The organism is Mesorhizobium sp. W050 (assembly GCF_054719535.1).
Genome location: NZ_JBTTIH010000001.1, coordinates 4,667,092 through 4,684,182, shown reverse-complemented (window position 1 = coordinate 4,684,182; position 17,091 = coordinate 4,667,092). Strand labels below are relative to the sequence as shown.

The following is a 17,091-nucleotide window of genomic DNA, read 5'->3' as shown; positions in this document are numbered from 1 at the left end:
CACACGAGACACAGAAGAGAAAGTTCGGGGACGGAGGATCGGCCCGTTGGCAATGTGGGCCAATCGTTGACTTTGGGTTGGGGCGGAACAGCACAAAGGTGAATTGATATGAACGCAGATCCGAAGACGACGCCCATGGCGGCAATCGATGCCATGATTTCCGCGCGGCCAAATCGGCCAATGCGTCTTGTAAACCCAACGCGTCTTCTATCCGTTGGTGCGCTTCTGTTGTCGGCAGCCGCAGCTCTGCTCGGCGCCGCGCACCCCTCCCGCGCCCAGGACACCTCCCCGGAGATGCAAAGCGCACCGTCCTTCGTTGACGATTTCAAGAGTTTCGATCGTTCGCGCTGGTATGTCTCCGACGGCTGGTCGAACGGCAATCACCAGAACTGCACCTGGTCGAAAAGCCTGGTAAAACTTTCCGACAACATGCTGACGCTCGGCTTCGAAAAGCGCAAACTGAAGGACCGCGAGTTCGCCTGCGCCGAGATCCAGACCAAGCAGCGCTTCGGCTATGGGACCTATGAAGCACGGATGAAGACCGACACCGGATCCGGTCTCAACGCCGCTTTCTTCACCTATATCGGCCCTGCCGACAAACAGCCCTGGTATGAGATCGACTTCGAGGTGCTGACCAAGGATACATCCAAGGTGCAGGTCAACAGCTACATCGCCGGCAAGCCCAAGAACGAGAAGCTGGCCGAGGTCGAAGGCGGCGCCGACAAGGGCTTCAACGACTATGCCTTTATCTGGGAAAAGGACCGGCTGCGCTGGTACGTCAACGGCAAGCTGGTCCAGGAGGTGACCAATCCCGAGCAATTGCCGACCCACTCGCAGAAGATATTCTTCAGCCTCTGGGGCAGCGACACGCTGAAAAACTGGATGGGCGCCTTTTCCGACCCCGGCCGCCAGGTGACGATGCAGGTGCAGCGCGTCGCCTTCACCGCGCTCGGCCAGCCGTGCCAGTTTCCGGAATCGCTGGCATGCAGTGTAAGCAGCATAAAGTAGATCTGAACCGGCCCGGCCATATAAGGCCAAAGGGCGTGAACAGGAATTAACCCGAATGAATTTGACGGTCTTTGGAATTGGCTATGTCGGTCTCGTGCAGGCCGCGGTGCTGGCGGAGGTCGGGCACCAGGTGGTGTGCGTCGATGTCGATGAAAAGAAGGTCGAGCGGCTCAACCAGGGCCTGGTGCCGATTTTCGAACCGGGACTGGAGGCCCTGGTCAAGGAGAACCACGCCGCCGGCCGCATCAAGTTCACCACCGATGCCGCCGCCGGCGTCAAGCATGGCGAGATCCAGATGATTGCGGTCGGCACGCCACCCGGCGAGGACGGTTCGGCCGACCTCAAATATGTGCTGGCGGTGGCCGAGACCATCGGCCGCGAGATGGACGGTCCCAAGATCGTCGTCGGCAAGTCGACCGTGCCGGTCGGCACCTGCGAAAAGGTGAAGGCCAAAATAGCCGCGACGCTGAAGGCGCGCGGGCGCCAGGACCTGGCTTTTGACGTCGCTTCCAATCCTGAGTTCCTCAAGGAGGGTTCCGCCGTCGCCGACTGCATGAAGCCTGACCGCATCATTGTCGGCACCAACAGCGAGGGCACCGAGGCGGTGATGCGCGAGCTCTACGCGCCGTTCAACCGCAACCACGAGAAGATGATCGTGATGGACGTGCGCAGCGCCGAATTCACGAAGTACGCCGCCAACTGCATGCTGGCGACCAAGATCTCCTTCATGAACGAAATGGCCAATCTGGCCGAGCAGCTCGGCGCCGACATCGAGGAGGTACGCAAGGGCATCGGCTCGGATCCGCGCATCGGCTACCACTTCATCTATCCCGGCCTCGGCTATGGCGGTTCGTGCTTCCCCAAGGATGTCCGCGCGCTGATCAAGACCGCCGAAGGTGTCAAGTTCGACGCCAAGCTGCTGCGCGCCGTGGAGGAGCGCAACAATGCCCAGAAGTCGGTGCTGTTCGACAAGGTGCACCGTTATTTCAAGGGCAGTCTCAAGGGCAAGACCTTCGCGCTCTGGGGCCTCGCCTTCAAGCCCAACACCGACGACATGCGCGAGGCGCCGGCGCGCGTCCTGATGGAGGCGCTGTGGCAGGCCGGCGCCAATGTGCAGGCCTACGATCCCGAGGCGATGCAGGAATGCCAGGCCATCTACGGCCTGCGCGACGATCTGCTTTTGTGCGGCACCAAGGAGGCGGCGTTGCGCGGCGCCGACGCGTTGCTGATCGCCACCGAGTGGAAGAGTTTCCGCGCCCCGTCCTTCGACGCGGTGAAGGATGCCCTGACCACGCCGGTCATCTTCGATGGCCGCAACCTCTATGATCCCAAGGTCATCGCCCGTCACGGCATCGAGTATTTCTCGATCGGCAGGATGGCGGCGTGAAGGCAGGGCGGCACAACGCGGAGCCAGGTTCATGAAAGTTCTGTTTGCAGGCGGCACCGGCTACCCGCCGCAATTCAGCGGGGGCGTCCAGTCGAGCACCCACCACTTGGTCGAGCAATTGCGCGAAAACGGTCACGAGGCATCCGTTCTGGCAGCGCTGTTCGGCGACGGCATGTTCGGCTTCCGGGCGCGCGCCAAGATGAAGCTCCTTCGTCAGCGCGCGGTCATCGACAATTTCCCGGGCTATCCGGTTGTACGGGCGTGGTTCCCCTGGGAAGCGGCCGGCTTCGCCGTCAAAAAGTTGAGGCCGGATGTCGCGGTCGTGCAGTGCCACAATTCGGTGCCGATCGGCAGAGAGTTGCAGAGGCTTGGCGTGCCGCTGACCGTCTATCTGAGGAATGTCGAATTCGACGAATTGGCCGGCGATCTGCGTGAGCTCCATTCGGCGGTCTATATCGCCAACTCCGAGTTCACCGCGCGCGCCTATAAGGCAAAATTCGATATCGATTCGACGGTTATTCCGCCGACCATCAATCCCGCGTTCTACAGCACACCGACGACCGGTGAATTTGTCACGCTCATCAATCCATATGAGGAAAAAGGCTTCGATCTTGCGGTGCGCATTGCCGCCGCCTGTCCCGAGATCCCGTTCCTGTTCGTCGAAAGCTGGAAGCTCGACGACGATCATCGAGCCCGGATCGAAGCAACAATCTCTCCCCTCCAGAACGTCAAGCTGGAAAGCCGCACCAGCGACATGAAGACGGTCTACGGCCGCACGAAAATCCTGCTTGCGCCCAGCAAATGGGAAGAAGCCTGGGGCCGGGTGGCCTCGGAAGCGCATTGTAGTGGCATTCCCGTGGTCGGCTCGCGGCGCGGCGGTCTGCCGGAAGCGATCGGCGCCGGCGGCGTGGTACTGGACTACGACGCCCCGCTCGCCGACTGGGTCGCAACGGTCAGGCGGCTGTGGAGCGATGAGGCCGAGTACAAGCGGCTGTCAGCGACAGCACGTCAGTTTTCGGAGCGGCGGCAAATGAACCCCGACAGCCAGTTCGCAACGTTCATGGGCGTTCTCGACCGCGCAAGACGTGTCGGTTTGGAGCGCGCAGCCTAAACGCGTCGTGTTGCATTTCAGCTGAGACGCTGCACGACCGTGGTCGCGCAAAGTTCCCGTTAGCCAGGTCCAGGCGTCGTGCGCCCGTCCGGATCACTTTTAATTGCTGCAGTGCAATATTTTGTGGCGCTGCAGCAATCAACGTGTATTCTGCCTGTCTACATTAGGGCTTGTGCGATATGGACCACTTGGTTCGAGCAAGCCCCAACCTTATGGGCGGGTCATGCGCGTGGGCTTTGTCGTCGGCGAATTCCCTCTGCTTTCGGAAACCTTCGTCGTGGACCAGATGGCTGGGCTGCTGGCGCGGGGCTTTCAGGTCGAAGTGGTCTGCGAAAAGATGCAAGGTGACCACCGAATTGACCGGCAAAGCGAGCCGATGGCGACGCTGCTCGCCAGAACCCGACATTGGTGGCGATGGGCCGCTGTAATCAGCAAATTTGTACAGCGTCTGCCGCCGCGTTTGCGATACAAGGCCTCGACCGTTCTCGACATCGCCTTTGCACGCCGCCTGAACCGCTGCGACGTGATTGTCGCCCACTTCGGACAGAACGGCGAGAGAGCAGCCGCACTGAAGAAATGGAAGGTGCTCAAACCACCGATCATAACCATCTTTCACGGCGCGGACGTGGCGATCCCGGCGCGGCAGGCAGTGCTCGCGACACAATATGCCGGGCTGACCAAGCATGGGACCCTGAACCTGCCCGTCAACGATTACTTCCGCACGATGCTGCTGGAAGCCGGCCTGTCCCAGGCGAGCACGACGGTCCACCATATGGGAATTGACACCCGCGAAATCGGCTATCGCTGGGAATCGTGGGAAGGCACCCAACTGGTCGTGACGACGGTTTGCCGCCTGGTCGAAAAGAAAGGCGTCGAGTTCGCCTTGCGAGCCCTGGCCTCCCTCAAGGCCTCCCAGCCGCAGCTAGACTGGCGTTACGACATTGTTGGCGACGGTCCTCTGCGGATGAATCTGGAGAAGCTGGCCGTAGAGCTGGGCTTGGCTGGTCGCGTAACATTCCTCGGCAGCCTCCCTCACGCAGAGGTGAAAAGACGGCTTCGCATGGCGCATCTCTTTTTGCTGCCAAGTATCACTGCCAGCGACGGGGATATGGAAGGCATTCCGGTCGCGCTCATGGAGGCCATGGCCGCCGGATTGATTGCGGTCAGCACGTATCATTCGGGAATCCCGGAGCTCATCAAGGATGGGGAGACGGGGTTGCTTGCGCCCGAGCGAGATATTTCAGCGCTTGCCGGCAAGCTTACCTGGGCCGCGGAGCACCCGACCGAATGCGAGCGTATCGCGCTTGCCGCACGCCGCAAAGTCGAGGAGGACTTCAACGCAGATGTTCTGAATGAACGTTTTGCGCAGATCGTTACCCAACTGGCCACATCGAGCCCTGCGCATGCACCCACCGGTCATGTCGGCGTTTCCGAGGGCTTGGCGGATCCTTCATCTGCCGGCTGACACTGCTCCTCTGCGTTTGATCGGCAGGCACGCCAAGCTGAGGGAAATCTTGCTACACTGCACCAAAAATGTTGCAGTGCAGCAAGACCTGTACTAACGTTCCTGCGGGTGGGCCAACAGCGGTAGAGTTCCATGCTGCATGTCTTGTGCTTCCGCCACCCTGTCTTCGGCCCGGCTTTTGTCAAAGGGACACCGGCTCCCCGGACGAGCGCATCCTGCCGATGAAGATCTGCTTTGTAGTCGACAAGTTTCCCTCATTGTCCGAAACCTTTGTTCTCGACCAGATAGCCGGATGCCTTGAGCGCGGCATGGAAGTCGGCGTCGTCTGCAACGAGACGTCCTTCGGCAGGGACAGCAACATCGATGATCCGCGCTGGCAGGCGTTGCCAGGAAAGGTCGTATGCTGGTGGGGTGGCCTGGGTCGCTATCGCCCGCTGCTCAGGAAGTGGTCCGGCAGGTTCTGGGACAAGCTCTCGACCGCCATCGACATTGCTCATGCGCGAAAACTGCAGGGCGCCGACGTCATCGTTGCCCATTTCGGCAACAACGGCATGCGCGTGGCCCGCGCCATCAAGCGCGGGAGGATTTCCGCTCCCCTGGTGACGATATTTCACGGCCGTGATGTCGGCGAACCGCTGCATGACGATACGCTCGCGCGCTACAAAGTTGTGTTCGAAAAGGGCGTTCTTCAACTGCCGGTGAATGCGTTTTTCCGCGACGCCTTGATTGAGGTCGGTGCATCACCGGAGCAGGTTGTGGTTCACCACATGGGGGTGCGGCCGAGTGAGATCGACTATCGGTGGCGTTCATGGGAGCAGGCCACGCTCTCTTTCATCTCGGTCTGCCGCCTGACTGAAAAGAAGGGCATCGAATATGCGCTTCGCGCGCTTGCTGGCCTGCCGCGGCGAGACTGGATCTACTCGGTGATCGGCGGCGGAGAACTTCTCGAGGAGCTGAAGGGGATCGCCGCAGAGCTCGGCATTGCCGACAGGGTGAATTTTCTTGGGCCCCGGCCGCACAGCGAAGTCAAACAGCGTCTGCGCGACGCGCATGTGTTCCTGCTGCCCAGCGTCGGCGCCCGCGATGGCGATCTGGAAGGCATTCCGGTTTCCCTGATGGAAGCGATGGCCGCCGGCCTGACGGTGGTCAGCACGTATCATTCCGGGATCCCTGAACTGATCGATGATCACAAGACGGGTTTTCTCGTGGCTGAGCGGGACGTTGCGGCGCTGACCGGCAAGCTTGCCTGGATCGCCGAGAATCCGAAGCCGTGTGAAGGGATCGCTCTCGCGGCGCGCAAGAAGATCGAGGCCGAGTTCAACTCCGATCTGCTGAACCAACATTTCGTGGAAATCGCCATGCGGCTTGGCGAAACGAGGTCGCTTGCATGAACGCCAATCCGCCCCCCCAGTTCGGTCGTGTCGCCCTGCGCGGCGGGCTGGTAACCATCGGCGCCCAGGGCTTCAAGATGGCGATCCAGTTTCTCTCCGTCATCGTGCTGGCCCGTCTGCTGGTCCCCGAGGATTTCGGTCTGGTGGCTTCGGTCGGGCCGATCGTGGCCTTCGTCGGGCTGCTTCAGAATCTGGGCCTGCAGCAGGCTGTGGTTCAGCGCAAGGACATCAGCAACCAGCAGCTCAACCAGGTGTTCTGGATCAGCGCGCTCGTCGGGCTGGGTAGTGCCGTGGTAGTGGCCGGCCTGGCGCCTGCCATCGCCGCGTTCTATGGCGATCAACGTATGTCCGGCATCACCCTTGGCTCCGCCCTGCCGCTGCTTCTCGGCAGTCTCGCCGCAGTGCCGCTGGCGTTGATGAACCGGCACCTGCAGTTCGGCCAGCTCGCACTGAACGACGTGATAAGCGCCGCCGCCGGACTTCTGGCCGCCGCGATCGCGGCCTATGCGGGGTTGGGCTACTGGTCGCTGGTCATCGGCCCGGCGGTTTCGGCAGCTATCGCCCTGGCTGCCGCCTGGCTGGTGGCGCGTTGGACGCCTTTGCGGCCGGACCTGAAGGTCGATGCCGATATATTGTCGTTCGGCGCCAACCTGACCGGCTTCAACCTCGCCAACTTCTTCTCGCGCAATCTCGACAACATTCTCATCGGAAAATATTCCGGTGCGATCGAACTCGGCTATTACGACCGCGCCTACAAGCTCCTGTTGTTCCCGCTGCAGAACATCAACCAGCCGCTGACACGGGTCATGGTGCCGCTGCTCAGCCGCATCCACGATGACAAGGCCCGCTTTCGCGATATCTATGTGCGCACCAACTGGATGCTGGCGGCCGTTACCATGCCGGGCATCGCGGCGCTGACGCTGACCTCCAATCAGATCGTCGGACTTCTCTTCGGCGCGGGCTGGGCACCGGTCGCACCGATCTTTGCCTGGCTGGGCATCGCCAGCCTGGTCCAGTCCGTTTCAAGCACGACGGGATGGATATTCATCTGTCAGGGCAAGACGAAGACCATGTTCCATTGGGGCATCTATTCGTCGCTGACGACCGTCGCTGCCTTCGTCGTCGGCCTGCACTGGGGCGCCGTCGGCGTTGCCGCGGCCTATGCCATCAGCGGTTACGTGCTGCGCGTTCCCGTGCTGGCGCTACTGGTCCATCGCGTCGGTCCGGTGACCGCCGCCGACTTCCTGCTCATGCAGGGGCTTTTCATCGCCTCGTCCCTGCTTGCCTGGTTCCTGTACCTGTGGTTGCCGGCGTCTCTAACGGGCCAGTCAGACCTGCTCGCGGTCTTTTTGGCGCTTGCCCTCAACTACGGCATCGGTCTCGTTTTCATGCTTGCCGTCCCGCAGTCGCGACGCGCCTTGTTCACCACCCTGTCCAACGCCGCGCGCAATATCCGCTGAGCGGCCGGCGATCAGCGGCGCCAGCAGGTTTGTGGCCGACATTGCCGAAGCATGTTCTTCGAGCACGGCCTGAAGGCTTGTCTTGCGATAGCGGTCGAGATTTCCCGCAAACCGGCCGAGCTTTTCGCGCGCCTCTTCGGGCGTCACGGTGTCGATGTCGAGCAGCACATCGTCGACACCGATTCGCTTGGCCACTTCCTTGGTTTTGAACTCGTAGGCGATCGGCAGCACCGGCGTGCCGACGCAAAGCGACATGATCATCATATGCATGCGCGTCGCGACGACGAAGTCGAAGCCCTTCACCAGCCCCATCAACTGGTCCGGCGTGTGGAACGAAGCGTCCACTGTCACGTGGCTGGCGATCTCAGGATCGAGCTCGGCAACGATGGCCTGTGCGGTCTTGGAATCGTCATGGGCATATTCCGGCACGCCCTGACACGTGGAGACGAAGGTCACCTCCTTGCCAAGGTCCCTGACAAGAATTGTGGCGATCTCGCGGATCGAATCCAGATAGCGGCGCATGCCGCCCTCACCGTCGCTGACGTAGTTCCAGTGGCGGACCGAAATAGCGACGCGGCCCGTCGACGCCGGCGGCTGGCTGGAAGCGAGACGCTTGCGGATCCTGTCGGTATCGGCCAAGGCGAATACCGCATCGGCCACCACGTGGCACTTGCCGAGATCCTTCACCAAGTCCCGGATATGGGTCCGCGACCGTTCGTCGCGCAACAGGATGAGCGGACTGCGGTCAAAGATCGGGCCGAGCTCCTGGCGGTTGTAACTTTTGTCGAACGGACCGAGGGATTGCGTGAAGAAGACCGGATCTTTGCCAAATACGGCATCGAGCCTGAACTGATTGAGGCGTCGTTCGAGATTGTAGTTCTCGACGAGATAGGTTCCCCCTGTGGTGACCACCATGTCCGCGTCGGCGTAGATATCGAGACCGCGCCGGTCGCGATGGCTGAAAAAATTGCCTAGCGCGCTGCTGCCAAACCAGCGCAGAGCCTGGAGAACGAGCCGATTGTAGATCGGCTTGAACCGGTCCCTCAGCCCGCTGCCATTCTTGTATCGGAACAGGGATTCCGACAGCAGCTTATGAAATTCGAGGTCGGGATAATCCGTCTTCGGATAGAGTCGTTCCGCAACCTCGGGCTGGCTGTCGAAGACGGCAAACCGCACGTCGCCTTGCACGATCGTCTTGAGAATGTGGCGGATCGCCAGCAGAATCGCCGCATCCCCGGTATTCAGGCAGACTGTGTTTTCAACGACGATCTTCATGGGATACCTCATTTCGTCAGCAGATTCCGCGGCGGGGCCTGCGGTGCCTAGGACGGGCATGGTGACCGAAAATACCCACGCCAGGACGATCCCGATGCGGCTCGCGTCACAATCCATCGCTGCATCGGGCTGGGTGACCAGCCAGAGCGGCGCTCAAGCCCGACGGAGGGTAACGCATCAATTTTGCAGTGCAACAAAAAACGTGCACTTATGCTACGGCGCACCAAAAATGTTGCGATGCAGCAAAAGCTGGGTTAGCATTCCCGTGGGTGGGCCAACAGCGGTCGAGTTTTCATGCTGCATGTCTTGTACCTTGTGCACGATGTTTCCGACCCGGCGGTGCGCCGGCGGATCATAATGCTCAAGGCAGGCGGCGCGCGGGTCACATTGGCCGGCTTCCGTCGGACCACAAATGCTGTTCCCGACGTCGAGGGGCTGCAGCCGGTCGACCTCGGCGCGACGCGAGACGGCCGATTCGGCCAGCGTCTGGCGGCGGTCGCCAAGGCGGCGCTGTCGATAGGCTCGAAGCTTGCGGCGATGCCGAAGCCCGACCTCATCATCGCGCGCAATCTGGAAATGCTGGCGCTGGCCAGGCGCGCCAAGGCCGCCTTTCGCGGCGGCGTGCCGATCGTCTACGAATGCCTCGACATCCATCGCCTGGTGCTGCGCAATGACATGCTGGGCAAAGCACTGCGCACAGCGGAGCGTTATCTCGCCCGCGAGGTGAAGCTTCTGGTGACGAGCTCACCGGCCTTCATCGCCAATTATTTCAAGCCGTTCGGGCAGGTCGCCGCACCGGTGGAACTGGTCGAAAACAAATACTTCGAAACCGCGCCGATCGCCTTGGATGACAGGTCAAAGGCCGAACACCCTGCAGCACCCCCGTGGCGCATCGGCTGGTTCGGCGCGCTGCGCTGCCGCCGCTCGCTGGAGCTGCTGGCCGACTTCACGCGCCGTCAGGGCGGGCGCTTCGAGGTCGTCCTCCGGGGCCGTCCGGCACTCTCGGAATTCCCGGATTTCCACGCTTTTGTCGAGGCCGAACCCTATCTCTCCTTTCGTGGCCCCTACCGCAACCCGGAAGACATGGCCGCGATCTACGGCGAAGTGCATTTTTCCTGGGCGATCGATTTCTTCGAGGAAGGGCAGAATTCGGAATGGCTGCTGCCCAACCGCCTCTATGAGGGCTGCCGCTTCGGCGCCGTGCCGATCTCGATGGGCAATACCGAGACCGGGCGCTTTCTCGACCAGCAGGACATTGGCGTCCTGCTTTCCGATGCCACGCCCGAAATCCTGGAAACCGCGCTCGGCCGCATGGACCAGGAGCACTTCGGCAAGGCCAAGGCGCGTGTGCTGGCCCGCAACCCACGAACCTGGAGCTACGACCGCAGCGACTGCCGCGCCTTTGTCGACAGGCTGCGCGGTCTGGCGGCGGTCCCCGGTCCCTTCGTCACCGAAGCGCTGGCTTAGCGATGGCTGATGATGGGAAAAGTACAGAGCATGGGAAGGCGCCGATGACGCAAACCGAAGCGCTGCCGCCAAGCCTGATCGTCATTCCGTGCCTGAATGAGGCAGCCCATATCGGCGCGTTGCTCGAGCAGCTCAGGCCGGCAGCGCTAAGGCTCGGCGCCCGCATCGTCGTTGCCGATGGCGGCAGCACCGATGGTACTTTGGCCATTGTCGAAGCGGTTGCGGCCAAGGACCCTCAGGTCGTCCTCCTGCACAACCCAAAACGTATCCAGAGCGCGGCGATCAATCTCGCCGTCGCCAGCCTCGGTGACGGCGCCGAATACCTGATCCGCATCGATGCCCATGGCGGCTATCCCGCCGATTATTGCGACCGGCTGGTTGAGGAGGCGCTCGCCACTTCAGCCGATTCGGTCGTCGTCTCGATGCTGACCAGCGGCAGCGGCGCGGTGCAGAAAGCGGTCGCGGCGGCGCAGAATTCCAAGCTCGGCACCGGCGGCTCCAAGCACCGGCACCTTTCCGCCGGCGAATGGGTGGACCATGGCCATCACGCGCTGATCCGGATCTCGGCCTTCACCGCGGTCGGCGGCTATGACGAGAGCTTCAGCCACAATGAGGATGCCGAACTCGACTACCGGCTGCGCCGGGCAGGCTACCGCATCTGGATGAGCGGCAAGACGCAGATGGTCTACTATCCGCGTTCGTCGCTGAAGGGCCTGTATTTCCAATATCTCGGCTATGGCCGCGGCCGCGCCAAGAATGTGCTCAAGCACCGCATGATCCCGAAAGTTCGGCAGATGATCCCGCTGCTGGTGGCGCCGGTCGTCCTTCTCGCGGTATTTTCCTTTATCCACTGGCTGGCGGCGGTGCCGCTGCTGGTCTGGGCTTCGGTCTGTCTGGGCTACGGCGCTGTGACCGCCATCAGCCAGCGCAATCCCAACAATGTGCTGGCGGGCATTTCGGCGATGGTCATGCATTTCGGCTGGTCGCTCGGGTTTTGGCTGCAACTGCTCGGCTCGCGATCGCAGCGCGGGGTGGCATGATGGTCGCCGACAGCCGCCGAATCGACATCTGCGTCTGCACGTTCCGGCGGCCGGAACTGGCCGACACGCTGCGGTCGCTCGCTGCCATGGATATGCCTGCCGGTTTCGGCATCGGCGTCATCGTCGCCGACAATGACGACGAGCCGACCGCCGAGCCGCTGGTGACCGCGCTGGCGAGCGAATTGAAGCTCGTGGTCCGCTACCGGCACGCCCCGGCGCGCAACATCTCGGTCGCCCGCAACGCCTGTCTTGATGCCAGCACGGCCGATTTTCTCGCCTTCATCGACGACGATGAAACCGCCTCCCCGCAATGGCTGGCCAAACTGGTCGCTGCGGCAGAGACAATCGGCGCCGAGGCCGTGCTCGGTCCGGTGCGGGCGCTCTACCGCCCGGATGCGCCGGACTGGATGCGCAAGGGCGATTTTCATTCGACCTTGCCGGTCTGGGTGCAGGGCGAAATCCGCACCGGCTACACCTGCAACGTCCTTTTGAGGATGAGCGCCGACAGCTTGCGCGACCGTCGTTTCAGCCTGGCGCGCGGCCAGAGCGGCGGCGAGGACACCGAATTCTTCGACCGCATGGTCAAGGCAGGCGGTCGCATCGCCTTTGCGCCGGAGGCGTGGGTCGAGGAAGTCGTGCCGCGTTCGCGAGCCGCTTTCGACTGGCTGCGCCGCCGCCGCTTCCGCTTCGGCCAGACGCATGGCCACCTCATCGGCCATGACGCAGGCGTGATAGAGCGTGCGAAGGCTGTCGGCCTTGCCTCGGCCAAGGCCGTCTATTGCTTCGGCATGGCGGCGTTGACCGCGATTAGCCCGGTCCGCCGCAACCGCAGCGTGCTGCGGGGCATCATGCATGTCGGCGTCGTCAGCGGCCTGGTCGGTATCAGCGAAATTCGCCAATACGGACTGTCTTCCCCGCAGCAAGGAGGCAAGCGTGCAGCCTGACGTCTCCTTTGTCATCGCAGCCCACAATGCCGCGGCCACGCTCGACCGGGCGATCGCAAGCGCCATGGCCCAGCGCGATGTCAGCGTCGAAATCATCGTCGCCGACGACCAGTCGCGCGACAACACGCTCGACGTCGCAAGAGCCTATCCAAAAGATGTCGTCAAAGTGGTTGCGCTGCCGGCAAATCGTGGCCCTGGCGGCGCCAGGAATGCCGGCCTCGACCTCGCCACAGGCCGCTGGGTCGCGGTGCTCGATTCCGACGATGCCGTCCTGCCCGGGCGGCTCGCCGCCATGATCGCGCGAGCCGAAAGTGCGGGCGCTGTAATCGCCGTCGACAACCTCCAGGTGGTGCGCGAGGACGGCATTGCCGAAGCGACGATGTTTCCCGCCAAATATCTGGAGGGCCTGCGTGAAATCACGCTCGCCGACTACATCGCTGGCAACATCGTTTTCGAATCCACGTTCAACCTTGGCTATCTCAAGCCGATCTTCCAGCGCCGTTTCCTGATCGAAAACGACCTTCGCTATGATCAAAGTCTGAGCATCGGCGAGGATTACATCCTGCTCGCCAACGCGCTGGCCAAGGGCGGAAAATGCGTGGTCGAGCCGACGACCGGCTATATCTACCACATCCGCACGGGCTCGATCTCGCGCGTGCTCGAGCTTCACCATATCGAGGCGATGCGCAAGGCCGACGCGGTCTTCGCCGAGACCAATTCCATGGACGCTGCTGCTGCGGCCGCCTTCGCCAAACGCGCCCGCAGCCTGCGCAAGGCGGCATCGTTCCTGTCGCTGGTCCAGCACATCAAGGCGCGTTCGCCGTTGAAAGCGATACGCACCGCGCTAAGTGATCCGGCGGCTGTCAGGCACATGTCGATGCCGATCGCCGTCCGCCTCAAAAGGGTGGCGGCGCAGTTTGCCGTCGGCGCGGAGAGGTAAGGAGGGCGAGTACATGAAGACGTTTGTTCATGGCCTGCAACAGGCTGAAATCGATCTGCTCAGAAGGAATTTGCGATGAAGAAAATCAGGAAGGCAGTCATCCCTGTGGCGGGGCTTGGAACACGGTTCCTGCCGGCAACCAAGTCGATTCCGAAGGAGATGCTGCCCGTGGTCGACCGGCCGGTCGTCCAATATGCGGTGGACGAGGCCTTCGAAGCCGGCATCGAGCACATCGTGTTCGTCACCGGCCGCAACAAGGCTGTCATCGAGGACTACTTCGACCTGCACCCCGAACTGATTGGAACGCTCGAACAAACCGGCAAGAAGACCCAGCTGGAGGCGCTCGAAAGCATGCTGCCCGTGGCCGGCGCCACCAGCTTCATCCGCCAGCAGTCGCCACATGGTCTCGGCCATGCGGTGTGGTGCGCACGCGAAGTCATCGGCGACGAGCCCTTCGCCCTGCTGCTCCCCGATATGGTGTCGTTCGGCCGCCGAGGTTGCCTGGCTGAAACAGTCGATCTCTATCAGCAGACCGGCGGCAATGTGATCGCCGTCGAGCGCTGTGATCCCAGCGAGACCAGCAAATACGGCATCGTCGGGCGCGGCGCCGAGACAGGCAGCGGCTTCGAGGTGACGGCCATGGTCGAAAAGCCGGCGCCGGCCAATGCGCCGTCGAATTACTACATCAACGGCCGCTACATCCTGCAGCCCGAGATCTTCTCGCTGCTGGGCAACCAGCAACGCGGCGCCGGCAACGAAATCCAGCTTACCGATGCCATGGTGCGGCTGGCGAAAAGCCAGTCTTTCTTTGCCCAGCCTTTCAATGGCCGCATGTTCGACTGCGGCTCCAAGGAAGGCTTCATAGAGGCCACCATCGCCTTCGCGCTGGCGCGCGACGACATGAAGGGACCTGTGCTGGAAATGCTGCAGGCGTTCGTGCGGTCGCATGAGCGTCAGGAAGTGGCCGCATAATGCCCATCTTTCGAGGGCATATGCGTTTGGACGATGGCGCGGCTCGTGCCTGCACGCCAGGCCGCTCAGGCCCGGCGCCAGATGGCATGAAGCTTGCGTTGCATATCTTGCCCCCGATCTCCGCAGCTCCGGGCGAGGTGCCCCGTCTCGCTCCGGCGCCTGTAACCTAGAATTGGATCGAAGATGAATTATGCCAGCTTTCCTCTCGACAAGAGGATGCCGTTGCCCAACCCCGATCAGGAAAAGGGTGAAGACTTCATCGACGTCGAGCGCCTGCTTGGCATGGCGGCGCGTCAGGTCAAGGTGGTGGCAGTCTGCGCCATCATTGGCCTGTTCCTGGGGTTGCTCTATCTGCAGACCACGCCCAAGCAATACATGTCGGTCGCCAGCGTGCTGATCGACGAAGGCCTGAACAAGGTCATCGACGACATCTCGGCTGCATCCGTCACCATGCAGACCGACGCCGCCCTGCTCAGCCAGATCGAAATCATCACCTCGGCGCGGCTGGCCTCGGTGGTGGTCGACAAGCTGAAACTCGACCAGAACGCAGAGTTCATGAACCCGCCGCAATCGGCGCTGGTCAAGGGCATCGGCTTCGTGCGCGGCGTGATCGGCTATTTCCGCTCAAGTTCCGCCGAGCAGATTCCCGGCATGGAAAACGTCGATGAGGCGACACGCCAGGCCATGATGCAGACGGCGCGCCACGACTATGCCGTGCTGAAGCTGCAGAGCGAGGTGCTGGCGCAGCGCAACGGCCGCTCCTATGTGCTCGCCATCGGTTACCAGTCGACCAATCCGGCACTCGCCACCGCCATCACCAAGGCCTATGCCGACGCCTATCTCGCCGACCAGCTCAATGCCAGCTTCGACGCCACCGAGCGCGCTGCGGTCTGGCTGCAGGGCCGGCTGACCGAGCTTCGTCAGAACTCACAGGCGGCCGCTATGGCGGTCGAGAAATTCAGGGCCGAGCATGGTCTGGCCGCCAACAGCGACGGCCAGCTGATCAGCGACAAGCAGATTGCCGATCTCACCGCGCAACTGATCGTCGCGCAGGCCGATACGGCGCGCGCCAGCGCCCGCTATCAGCAATACAAGACCATCGTCGAAAGCGGCTCGGACAATGCCTTCAACGATTCCGCCATCTCAAGCGATCAGCCGGCAAGCTCCGTCATTGCAACGCTCAAGACCCGCTATCTCACAGTCGCCAAGCGGCTGCAGGACGTGACGGCCAATTTCGGCGCCGACCATCCGCAGGCGGTGGCGCTGGCCAAGGAGAAGGCCGACCTGTCGACCCAGATTTTCGGCGAGTTGAAGCAGCTGACCGAAAGCTATCGCAATGAATATGAAGTCGCGCTTTCACGCGAGACCTCACTGAGGCAGAAGATCGCCGACGCGGCCGGCAAGAGCTCCATCGACAACCAGAGCCAGGTCAAACTGCGCGAGCTCGATCAGCAGGCGCAGGCGCTGACCACGCTCTACCAGACTTTCCTTAGCCGCTACGAGGAGGCCTCGCAGCAGCAATCCTTCCCGGTCGGCAAGGTCCGCATCATCTCGGATGCCTCAACGCCGCTTTCCGCCTCAAGCCCGCGCACCTCCAGGGTGCTGGCGCTGTCGCTGGTGCTTGGCGTGCTGCTTGGCGCCGGCTTTGGTGGCCTGAATGAGTTCAACGAGCGCTTCTTCAGGACCGGCGAGGACATTCGCGATCGCGTCGGCCTCAAATTCCTCGGCTATTTGCCGATGATCGGCGGCAGGCTCGGCAAGGACGCCGACGACGGTGCGGCGGATGCCAAAGGCGCCAACACATTGTCGGCGGCCGAGAAACGGGCGCGCTTGCGGGTCAGCGTCGATGCGCCGGCATCGATGTTCTCCGAAACGCTGCGCAACGCCAAGATCGCCTTCGACGTCGTCATGGAAGGGCAAGGCAGCCGGGTCATAGGCGTGGTCTCGGTCCTGCCCGGCGAGGGCAAGTCTACGGTCGCCGCCAATCTCGCCGGATTGCTGGCCGCCAACGGCTCGAAGACGCTTTTGATCGACGCCGATCTGCGCAATCCTGGCCTCAGCCGCAACCTCGGCATGGAGGCCGAGCAGGGGCTGATGGAGGCCGTGGTCAACGGCCAGACCTGGCAGTCGGTCGGCAAGGTCGACCGCCAGACCAAGCTGGCGATCATCCCGGCCGTGCTGCGTGGGCAGTTCTCGCATACCAGCGAGCTGCTGTCGTCGGCCGGCATGCGGCGCTTCATCGACAACGCCAAGGAGACGTTCGAGTACATCATCGTCGACCTGCCGCCGCTTGGCCCCGTGGTCGACGCCAAGGCGTTTGCGCCGCTGGTCGACGGCTTCGTGCTGGTTGCCGAATGGGGCCGCACGCCGCGCGCCATGGTGCGCTCGCTGCTGGAGCAGGAACCCTACGTCGCAAGCAAGGTCGTCGGCGCCGTGCTCAACAAGGTCGATCTGAAGAAGCTGCCGAAATACGGCTCGCTCGGCGGCTCGGAAAAGTTCTTCGACCGCTATTCGACCTACTATCTGGAGAAATCGGACGTGCGGGCCAAGACCGCGGCCTGAACGGAGCGCGATCCTGAAAAGGAGCGTGATCCGGAAAAGCGGATCCGGTTTTCGGAAAGGATCACGCTC

General features: G+C 62.3%; 12 protein-coding genes and 1 pseudogene. 12 read left to right on the top strand and 1 reads right to left on the bottom strand.

Translation table 11 applies throughout. The annotated features are described in order from the left end of the window. The first annotated feature begins 108 nt into the window (after nucleotides 1-108). The 6 genes from exoK (at nucleotide 109) to ACYG9Y_RS22525 (ending at nucleotide 7,822) form a co-directional block, all read left to right on the top strand. Nucleotides 109-1,008, top strand: a complete 900-nt coding sequence (exoK, locus tag ACYG9Y_RS22550) for an endo-1,3-1,4-beta-glycanase ExoK (protein WP_023738093.1) — start codon at nucleotides 109-111, stop codon at nucleotides 1,006-1,008. A 55-nt stretch (nucleotides 1,009-1,063) separates the two neighbouring features. Further along, the gene (locus ACYG9Y_RS22545) at nucleotides 1,064-2,395 is read left to right on the top strand and encodes a UDP-glucose dehydrogenase family protein (protein WP_023668805.1); all 1,332 of its coding nucleotides are present in this window, start codon (nucleotides 1,064-1,066) and stop codon (nucleotides 2,393-2,395) included. 31 nt (nucleotides 2,396-2,426) lie between these two features. Then, entirely contained in the window at nucleotides 2,427-3,506 is a 1,080-nt protein-coding gene (locus ACYG9Y_RS22540; protein WP_023738094.1) for a glycosyltransferase, read from the top strand. 223 nt (nucleotides 3,507-3,729) lie between these two features. After that, complete coding sequence (locus tag ACYG9Y_RS22535) at nucleotides 3,730-4,971, top strand: glycosyltransferase (RefSeq protein ID WP_023736210.1); 1,242 nt, start codon at nucleotides 3,730-3,732, stop codon at nucleotides 4,969-4,971. Between the two features lie 221 nt (nucleotides 4,972-5,192). Further along, nucleotides 5,193-6,362, top strand: coding sequence for a glycosyltransferase (locus ACYG9Y_RS22530; protein WP_023738095.1), 1,170 nt, complete (start codon nucleotides 5,193-5,195; stop codon nucleotides 6,360-6,362). Continuing rightward, complete coding sequence (locus ACYG9Y_RS22525) at nucleotides 6,359-7,822, top strand: lipopolysaccharide biosynthesis protein (protein WP_023684224.1); 1,464 nt, start codon at nucleotides 6,359-6,361, stop codon at nucleotides 7,820-7,822. The genes ACYG9Y_RS22530 and ACYG9Y_RS22525 overlap by 4 nt, the downstream gene beginning before the upstream one ends. A 225-nt stretch (nucleotides 7,823-8,047) precedes the next feature. Here the strand turns inward: ACYG9Y_RS22525 and ACYG9Y_RS22520 are convergent. Next, nucleotides 8,048-9,097, bottom strand: a pseudogene (locus ACYG9Y_RS22520) (polysaccharide pyruvyl transferase family protein); the annotation flags it as partial. Nucleotides 9,098-9,391: 294 nt separating this feature from the next. Here ACYG9Y_RS22520 and ACYG9Y_RS22515 point away from each other — a divergent pair. The 6 genes from ACYG9Y_RS22515 to ACYG9Y_RS22490 all read left to right on the top strand — a co-directional run bounded on the left by ACYG9Y_RS22515 (nucleotide 9,392) and on the right by ACYG9Y_RS22490 (nucleotide 17,022). Continuing rightward, nucleotides 9,392-10,564, top strand: coding sequence for a glycosyltransferase family protein (locus ACYG9Y_RS22515; RefSeq protein ID WP_023738097.1), 1,173 nt, complete (start codon nucleotides 9,392-9,394; stop codon nucleotides 10,562-10,564). Nucleotides 10,565-10,608: 44 nt separating this feature from the next. Then, on the top strand, nucleotides 10,609-11,604 hold the full coding sequence (locus ACYG9Y_RS22510; RefSeq protein ID WP_023738098.1) for a glycosyltransferase family 2 protein: 996 nt from the start codon (nucleotides 10,609-10,611) through the stop codon (nucleotides 11,602-11,604). Beyond that, complete coding sequence (locus tag ACYG9Y_RS22505) at nucleotides 11,604-12,548, top strand: glycosyltransferase family 2 protein (RefSeq protein ID WP_198018618.1); 945 nt, start codon at nucleotides 11,604-11,606, stop codon at nucleotides 12,546-12,548. The genes ACYG9Y_RS22510 and ACYG9Y_RS22505 overlap by 1 nt, the downstream gene beginning before the upstream one ends. Further along, nucleotides 12,538-13,488: a glycosyltransferase family 2 protein gene (locus ACYG9Y_RS22500; RefSeq protein ID WP_023738100.1), complete on the top strand. Its 951-nt coding sequence runs from the start codon at nucleotides 12,538-12,540 to the stop codon at nucleotides 13,486-13,488. Before ACYG9Y_RS22505 ends, ACYG9Y_RS22500 begins: the two co-directional genes overlap by 11 nt. 75 nt (nucleotides 13,489-13,563) lie before the next feature. Beyond that, on the top strand, nucleotides 13,564-14,460 hold the full coding sequence (gene galU, locus ACYG9Y_RS22495) for a UTP--glucose-1-phosphate uridylyltransferase GalU (protein WP_023668795.1): 897 nt from the start codon (nucleotides 13,564-13,566) through the stop codon (nucleotides 14,458-14,460). Nucleotides 14,461-14,643: 183 nt separating this feature from the next. Beyond that, nucleotides 14,644-17,022, top strand: coding sequence for a polysaccharide biosynthesis tyrosine autokinase (locus ACYG9Y_RS22490; protein ID WP_023738101.1), 2,379 nt, complete (start codon nucleotides 14,644-14,646; stop codon nucleotides 17,020-17,022). The last annotated feature ends 69 nt before the right edge of the window (nucleotides 17,023-17,091 follow it).

Bases quoted from the DNA above. Each gene is read 5' to 3' on its own strand.
- exoK (WP_023738093.1), top strand. From the start codon at position 109: ATGAACGCAGATCCGAAGACGACGCCCATGGCGGCAATCGATGCCATG.
- ACYG9Y_RS22545 (WP_023668805.1), top strand. From the start codon at position 1,064: ATGAATTTGACGGTCTTTGGAATTGGCTATGTCGGTCTCGTGCAGGCC.
- ACYG9Y_RS22540 (WP_023738094.1), top strand. From the start codon at position 2,427: ATGAAAGTTCTGTTTGCAGGCGGCACCGGCTACCCGCCGCAATTCAGC.
- ACYG9Y_RS22535 (WP_023736210.1), top strand. From the start codon at position 3,730: ATGCGCGTGGGCTTTGTCGTCGGCGAATTCCCTCTGCTTTCGGAAACC.
- ACYG9Y_RS22530 (WP_023738095.1), top strand. From the start codon at position 5,193: ATGAAGATCTGCTTTGTAGTCGACAAGTTTCCCTCATTGTCCGAAACC.
- ACYG9Y_RS22525 (WP_023684224.1), top strand. From the start codon at position 6,359: ATGAACGCCAATCCGCCCCCCCAGTTCGGTCGTGTCGCCCTGCGCGGC.
- ACYG9Y_RS22515 (WP_023738097.1), top strand. From the start codon at position 9,392: ATGCTGCATGTCTTGTACCTTGTGCACGATGTTTCCGACCCGGCGGTG.
- ACYG9Y_RS22510 (WP_023738098.1), top strand. From the start codon at position 10,609: ATGACGCAAACCGAAGCGCTGCCGCCAAGCCTGATCGTCATTCCGTGC.
- ACYG9Y_RS22505 (WP_198018618.1), top strand. From the start codon at position 11,604: ATGGTCGCCGACAGCCGCCGAATCGACATCTGCGTCTGCACGTTCCGG.
- galU (WP_023668795.1), top strand. From the start codon at position 13,564: ATGAAGAAAATCAGGAAGGCAGTCATCCCTGTGGCGGGGCTTGGAACA.
- ACYG9Y_RS22490 (WP_023738101.1), top strand. From the start codon at position 14,644: ATGAATTATGCCAGCTTTCCTCTCGACAAGAGGATGCCGTTGCCCAAC.